A 6,251-nucleotide genomic window follows, 5' to 3' on the forward strand; every position below is an offset into this window, starting at 1 on the left:
GCGTTGATCGCTCAGGCGCCCGGTAGAGTGACGGCTAGGTTCCAACTGATGTTCAGTCCCTCGGATGGCGATACCAGCCCGGCCCCGAGGGCGATCCAGACGAGGTGGGCATCCGTGCGTGCGCCGAGCTTGGCGCGGATCACGGAGAGGTTGTTGTGCACGGTCTTAAGGCTCAGGCACAGCGCCTCGGCCACCGCCTGCGCCGTCGTACCCGCCGCCGTCAGGCTCAGGATCTCGAGTTCTCGCGGGCTGAGGTCGTCGAGGGCTTCGCGCCCGCCCGCCACCTCGTCCACCGCGATGGCCCGCGCGATATCGGCGCTCATCGCGCCCTCGGCCCGCAGCACCGCGGCCACCGCCGCCAGGAGCTCGCGCGGCGGACTGGCTTTGCTGACATAGCCGCACGCACCGGTAGCGAAGGCTTGACGTGCGACCACCGACCCCGTGCGCATACTGAACACCAGGATGCGCGCTGCTCCATCCCACTGGCGGATGTGCCAGATGGCTTCGATGCCGCTTCGGCTTCTGGTGGTGGATGACGGTCAGAGGCGTGGTCGGACGGGCCGGGGGAACGAATTGCCCTGGCCGCAGCACGCCTCCTATCTCAGACCCGCGAGTCTTTCAAAGCATCGCGGCTGGATCGGATGTGACGCTTCAAGGCCTCCATGATCCGGTCGATGTCCTGAGCCGAGAGGCAGCCGACCTCGGCAAGTTCCGAGGTGATCGCTTGCAGCGCCGCCGTTTGCGCCTCCAAGACAGGCTGTCATTTCTCATAAAAGTTTGCCCCGATTTCGCATGGCGTTAAAGGGAGGCTCTCAACGAAAATTATCTCGAATCTCTAAGAAGCTTGTTCTCACCCACCCGATCTCTCAAAGAACTTTGCCCCTGCATGCAAAAGCCCTATTTTGGTCTTACATCTCGCTTCACAAGCGTTCTGATTCCAAATCGAGAACGCCGACGTCGAGTTTCAACCGCGGGATCGGCGCACCACTTCGGCGGATAATTCAAACATAAATTTGTTTATCATTGATACCGAAGACTGATAGCTATTGTATTTCTATGAAATCTTACAAACTATTCAATAATATCTATATCCGCGGCGAGCACAAGCCATAAATTCATCGAAAACAACAATAATGTCTTCACGAGCAAGCCGTCGCGAAGTGGGAATTGGTCAGAACGTAAAGAGAGGATTGTTAAGGCAGCCGTCTACTGCAAATCATCGATCCGCAGCATGCTCTTTCTCTACTTGAGGGTCGTGACATAATTGGTTCCCGTCGTCGGAACCTACCGTCCGGCTGGATCGAGTCTTCATTGACACTGCACGGGCTGTGAGAAGCGAGGGACTATACCGGGCTTTCGATTCCAGTCTGCCATCAGAGAGCTAAGACAAATCAGCAGCTCGTCAACTAGATATTTATTGATTAAACTTGCATTTTTGATCAACATATTATGATGCAATTATCGTAGTTCAGACCAGAATTTCAAGGTGAGATCGGACCGCCGCCACAACGTCGCAACTTTACCGCCTTTGATAACAAGAGCTGGTTTAATGTTTGCATCATCGCAGGCCTTCCGTACCGACCGCACGCCAGATCCTACGGTCCGGGCGATTTCACCAGTAGTAGCGTAATTGGCCCTGAATGCCTCTAACACATCTTCCTTCACGAGAATTTCACCGCTACTTGTCAAAGTGCCTGTCATTAATCCACTTCGAACAATCAGGCCGACGATATCAGTGGGGATACCAATGTGTAGCCCGACTTGACGGAGGGTAAGACCGCCTCCATGGATCAAACGACGAGCCACTCTGATATCCTCTGGGTCGACGAGAAAGCCCGCGAGCCCTGGCGCACCCTTCAGAATTGCCCTGACCTCAAGCTGTCCTTCTAGGATCATTCCGCAGATTCCCCGTACACCGTCGACCCGGGTGTGCTTGCTAGCGCGTGCAAGCGGGAGAAGCCCTGTTGGGGCGGTCTCGACTGTTGGAGCGGCGCCACGAAGTTGAGCTAATACAGCAGCTATCGCCTCGCGGTCGAATACGTCGACCTTGACGCCAGCGCGACGGTGAATTTCAGCCGGCGCAAAAATTCTGGCCGCTACCAGCGTGCTGGTCTGGCGTTTTGCCAATCCAAGTACGGCTGGTAGCTCGTCTGCGCGGACTGTACGATCGAGAATGACGCAAATTTCGTCCGCTATCTCTCGGGCGATAGCAATGGGTGTGCCTTTTTTGGTTCTTTCCGGCCAAGCTCCTAGAGCCCTGATATAGCCAGTTAGCATCTGCGGCGTGCGTCCGCATCGCTTAGCGAGATCTGAGAGGCCGATTGGAGAAAGGTCGGCGTGTCGAACGATGATTGAAGTCTTGTGAACAGGGCCTCGCGCTGCACAGTGCTTGAAAAGGACTTCTCTGATCGCGTCTCCACTTAGCCCTTTGGGTAGTTGCTTTGCCCACAGGTACAAATAACCGTACACCTGTTCCGCACCCCAAGCACCAATGCCGACGTGATCGGCTCGGGCCATCTCATCGAGCATGGCATTGAAGGCGGTTGGCCAATCCCGGGCGATCTCAAACCCAACTGAGTGTATTTCGGAATGACGCTCGGGCGGGAACTTCGAGAGGGCTCCGGTTGCGCCCCCGGCAAAAGCGACGCCAAACCGCTCCATCGCGTCGCAAGCTTCGGCTAGTATTAGACCATCGAGAATTGGGATATTCGCTCGATCCATACCGCCTAAACGTCCGACAATGTAGGCGTCTGCCAACGTTTCGCCGGTCGAGACTGATACGCCGTTGCAGCCCAGCAGGGAGTGGCCGTTCCCGCAACGTGTAAGTGAACCGGCGTCCCATGTGACGTTCACGCCGCAAACTGGGCACGAGGTGGCTAGGCGAACCTTATGAAGCGGGCAGGTCTCCACGGCCGCCACGTCCCACCAGAAACGGCGATAGATGTTCCAGTGACCATGGCGTCCCAACGATGGTTCGCAAAGATCATTCTTCCAGCAACATGGGCACCATCGTCTCTCGCTCGTAGTCCAGTCGTCCCTGTGAAGTTGCTCGCTCCCGATTAAAACCTTTCGTTTCGTCACCTCGGCGGGCGACCACTTTAGGAACTCTTTCTCGCTACGTCCCAATCTGTCCGCCAGCGGTTGGTCAGCGCGCCCCTGCAGTATGTCAGTCAGTGAGTGCCCGACTTTCTTCAGCCGTTCTCGGCTCCATGGCTCTCCGTTGATGTCGAAGGCACGTAACAGGTGCGCTGCGGCGGATTCTCCGTCCATGACGGGTGGGATGATTGTCAACCGCATCGATGTCCTCCTCTAAGCCGCGTTGTCCTGTGTCTCGTCACCTGCTTGTGCAGTCCCAATCAGGCGAGTAAGTTTTCCGAAGTCAGCTTCTTTCAATTTTGGAAATTTCGAAATGTCGGGCACTAAAAAAGGATTTCGACGTTCTCCTAATTCATAGATTTCTTCGAAAACAAAACCGAGATGTTTAACTTGATCAATACAATTTGAATTCGATTGAATTGCGCGGAATGATGCTCTTTTAATGAAACGCATCATGCGACCTGTGTATCCATTCGAAGCTTTGAGCATACGCTGTATCATGTCAGCTTCCGAAAGCCGACTCGGGGCAGTGAATTCTAGCTTAGATTCGACGAGAGAAAGAAATGCTTTGGCTTTCTTCAGGCAAAGATTTGACTGTTTCAACGGTTTGATCGAAGCGAATATACAACGGTCCTTAAGCTGTGTGTCTTGCATGAGAACGTTCCGGAACCACGGCATGCCAGAAAGCACCAACGAGACCGGTCGCAATTCCGCACCTGGTGGGCGAAGTGGGTCGTCGGGATCCGGAAGGATGAGGTTCTTCAGAGTTTCAGCAACAAGGCGCTGTTGCTCGCCGGTTCGGCCGTAGAGAGCGTGGTGAAACTCGTCAATCATTATAACCGAAACAAATTGAGCATGCAGCTGATAGACTACCTGTCTCCAAATCGCATGATCGGTCAGGCGTGCACTAAGTTCTTTTCCGGTCAATGTGAAATACAAAGTGAGACCTAATGTTTTAAGCGTACACGGACTTGGAGCCTTTATATGAATAAGCGGACGTATCGGTCCAGAATTATCATTAAACGATGCCAGTCTTGGCTCTAATCTTAGTCGTCCGAGCAGGTGTGACTTACCGGCCCCAGAAGCTGCGGGAATGGCAAGGCACTGACCTTCCGTGGCCCCGTCAAGATCGTCTAGCATTTGCTTGAATCGTGCCGCAGTGTTGATCACAATGTCGGTGTTGACATGGATCATCTCCACGCGTCGCTTCCAGGCACGCCGTTCCAAATCCTGTTGGCTAAGGCGGATCGCGAACCGCTCACGGCGATCAGATTCAACCTCGCGGCTGCAGACGAGACTGATATCGGATCGGATGTTGTCTGCGTTCTCGCTTTGCATGTAATGCTTCCTATTCAACGGTCCAGTTGTCGGGATCATCCGCATCAAATTCGATGTCGCCGTCTGTAGCCTCAATTGTTTGAGGGGGCGCCGTGACGATTGACGACGATTTCGGCTCGACAACGATCGAGGCGTCGTCCGTTGCGTGGATTGAGCAAAGCTCGGTCGTCCTGCCGCCATGTCCTACGCGGTGTGCCGTCGCCGCTTGCCCCTTGGCTGCAGCCGATCGTTGGGCCTTTCGGGGGCGTTGGCTCCGCAGCCGCTCGGCCATGTAGGCGTCTTCGTCCGCGACGTCCCAAGCCACTTCGAACATCGGGTCGTCCGCGTGCTCTCGGAACCAGTCTATGTCGATACTGGCTAGTCGTTGGGGCTTAACGCCGGCCTTGCGGCATTCCGCGCGAAGCAGTTCCATCGCGCGGACGAGGGTCGCACGTGCAACTCGCTGGCCTTCTCGCGTCATCCGACGTGCTGTTTGGACAACATCTCGCCACTCTACCAAGGAGGTTCCGTCCGCCAATCCGTCTTCGCACGGCACCGTGATCCATCTGGCCTCTTCGTCCACCAGAACGAGCAGGCTGCTGAGGTCGGACGCATCAACTTTGATTAGGAATTCGTCGCCGAAGTGGAAGCCCTTCCCGCGACGGATGCCCTTCAGATCGTCGGACTGGTATGTAAGTCCGAGGAAAGTTATCCCGTGGCGTTGGATGGTCCTTGGAACCACCAAGGCAATGAGTGGGGTGAGATCATCGGCCGAAGGCGGCAGGCGTGTGCCGTAGCCTGCCAAGTCCTCCCAGCGCTGCAGAGGCGTGCGCCCGAGCAAGCCGCCATGTGCGCGGTTATGGTAGATATCGACGACCCAAATCGTGAAAAACTCGATGAGTTGGATAAGGGTCAAAGCTGCTTGCCCGACACTGTCGTAGTCGCCGCGCTCGCGCACGTCGCGGAATGTCCGGCCCGGCAGATAGGCACAGAAGTCGCGCGCGATTGTGCCGAGAACACGCTCGACTTTGCCCTTTAGGTGAGGCTTGCCTCTGGGCATGTAGCGGAGCTCAAACCGTAGCTGACCAGCGGCCGCCTTCATCGACCGGGAATGGAATTCCCGCCCGTTGTCGAGCTTGACGACCTCTGGCACACCAAACACCGGCCATGACGTCAGGACGCGAAGGTGGTCGAGGTCTTTCGGAAGCACCGCCATGCGCAGGCAGTGCATCACTGAACTCCAGGACGGGCGCTCGGTGCTAATATGGAAGCCCACGATCATCCGAGTTGCGGCGCAGATGGCGATCGTGAGCCACACCCGTTTGGTACGCTTATCTTCGCGACGCTTATCCCTAGCCGGCGCTCCATCCCCATCGAGAATCAGTACATCGAGGGGCGTGTGGTCGATCTCGACAATTTCTAGAGCGTGTTATGAGCCTGTCATCAGTCGTTCGGCCTGTTTCAGCATGAGACAGACGAAGGCGACCATATGAAGTCCTGCCAGCGTGCTGGCATAGCGCTCGTAATCCTTGACCAGGCGCCGGCGGCGCGTCGCCCAGGCGAAGGACCGCTCCACCACCCAGCGACGCGGCAGCAGGACGAACCCGCGTTTGGCCTCGGGCGCCTTGACCACCGCCAGGGCGGTACCGTGGGCATGGGCCGCGTCCGCCGCCCGCGCGCCGGTTTAGCCCTGATCGACGAAGCCCGTCTTCACGCTTCCGTCCGTCTCCGCTTGCACCGCGCCGGTCAGTCGATCGACCTCGCCGCGATCGTCGGCATCGGCCGGGGTGACATGTAGCGCCACCACGTGGCCTGGCGTGTCTACCGCCAGATGCACC

The 6,251-nt window shown here is 56.7% G+C and carries 3 protein-coding genes and 2 pseudogenes; all 5 read right to left on the reverse strand.

From position 1 onward, the window contains the following. Nucleotides 1–11 precede the first annotated feature (11 nt). Nucleotides 12–515 (reverse strand): annotated as a pseudogene (locus MKL20_RS22875) (DNA-binding response regulator); the annotation flags it as partial. A 943-nt stretch (nt 516–1,458) separates the two neighbouring features. Beyond that, nucleotides 1,459–3,297 (reverse strand): TniQ family protein, encoded by a 1,839-nt coding sequence (locus MKL20_RS22880; protein WP_244038589.1) that lies wholly within the window; start codon nt 3,295–3,297, stop codon nt 1,459–1,461. A 12-nt stretch (nt 3,298–3,309) separates the two neighbouring features. Continuing rightward, nucleotides 3,310–4,434: an AAA family ATPase gene (locus tag MKL20_RS22885; RefSeq protein ID WP_244038590.1), complete on the reverse strand. Its 1,125-nt coding sequence runs from the start codon at nt 4,432–4,434 to the stop codon at nt 3,310–3,312. 10 nt (nt 4,435–4,444) lie between these two features. Beyond that, complete coding sequence (locus MKL20_RS22890; protein ID WP_409568189.1) at nt 4,445–5,644, reverse strand: hypothetical protein; 1,200 nt, start codon at nt 5,642–5,644, stop codon at nt 4,445–4,447. 198 nt (nt 5,645–5,842) lie between these two features. Then, nucleotides 5,843–6,251: pseudogene (locus MKL20_RS22895) on the reverse strand (transposase); the annotation flags it as partial.

Origin of the sequence: Methylobacterium sp. E-066 (assembly GCF_022829635.1) — a bacterium.
Taxonomy (GTDB): Bacteria; Pseudomonadota; Alphaproteobacteria; order Rhizobiales; family Beijerinckiaceae; genus Methylobacterium.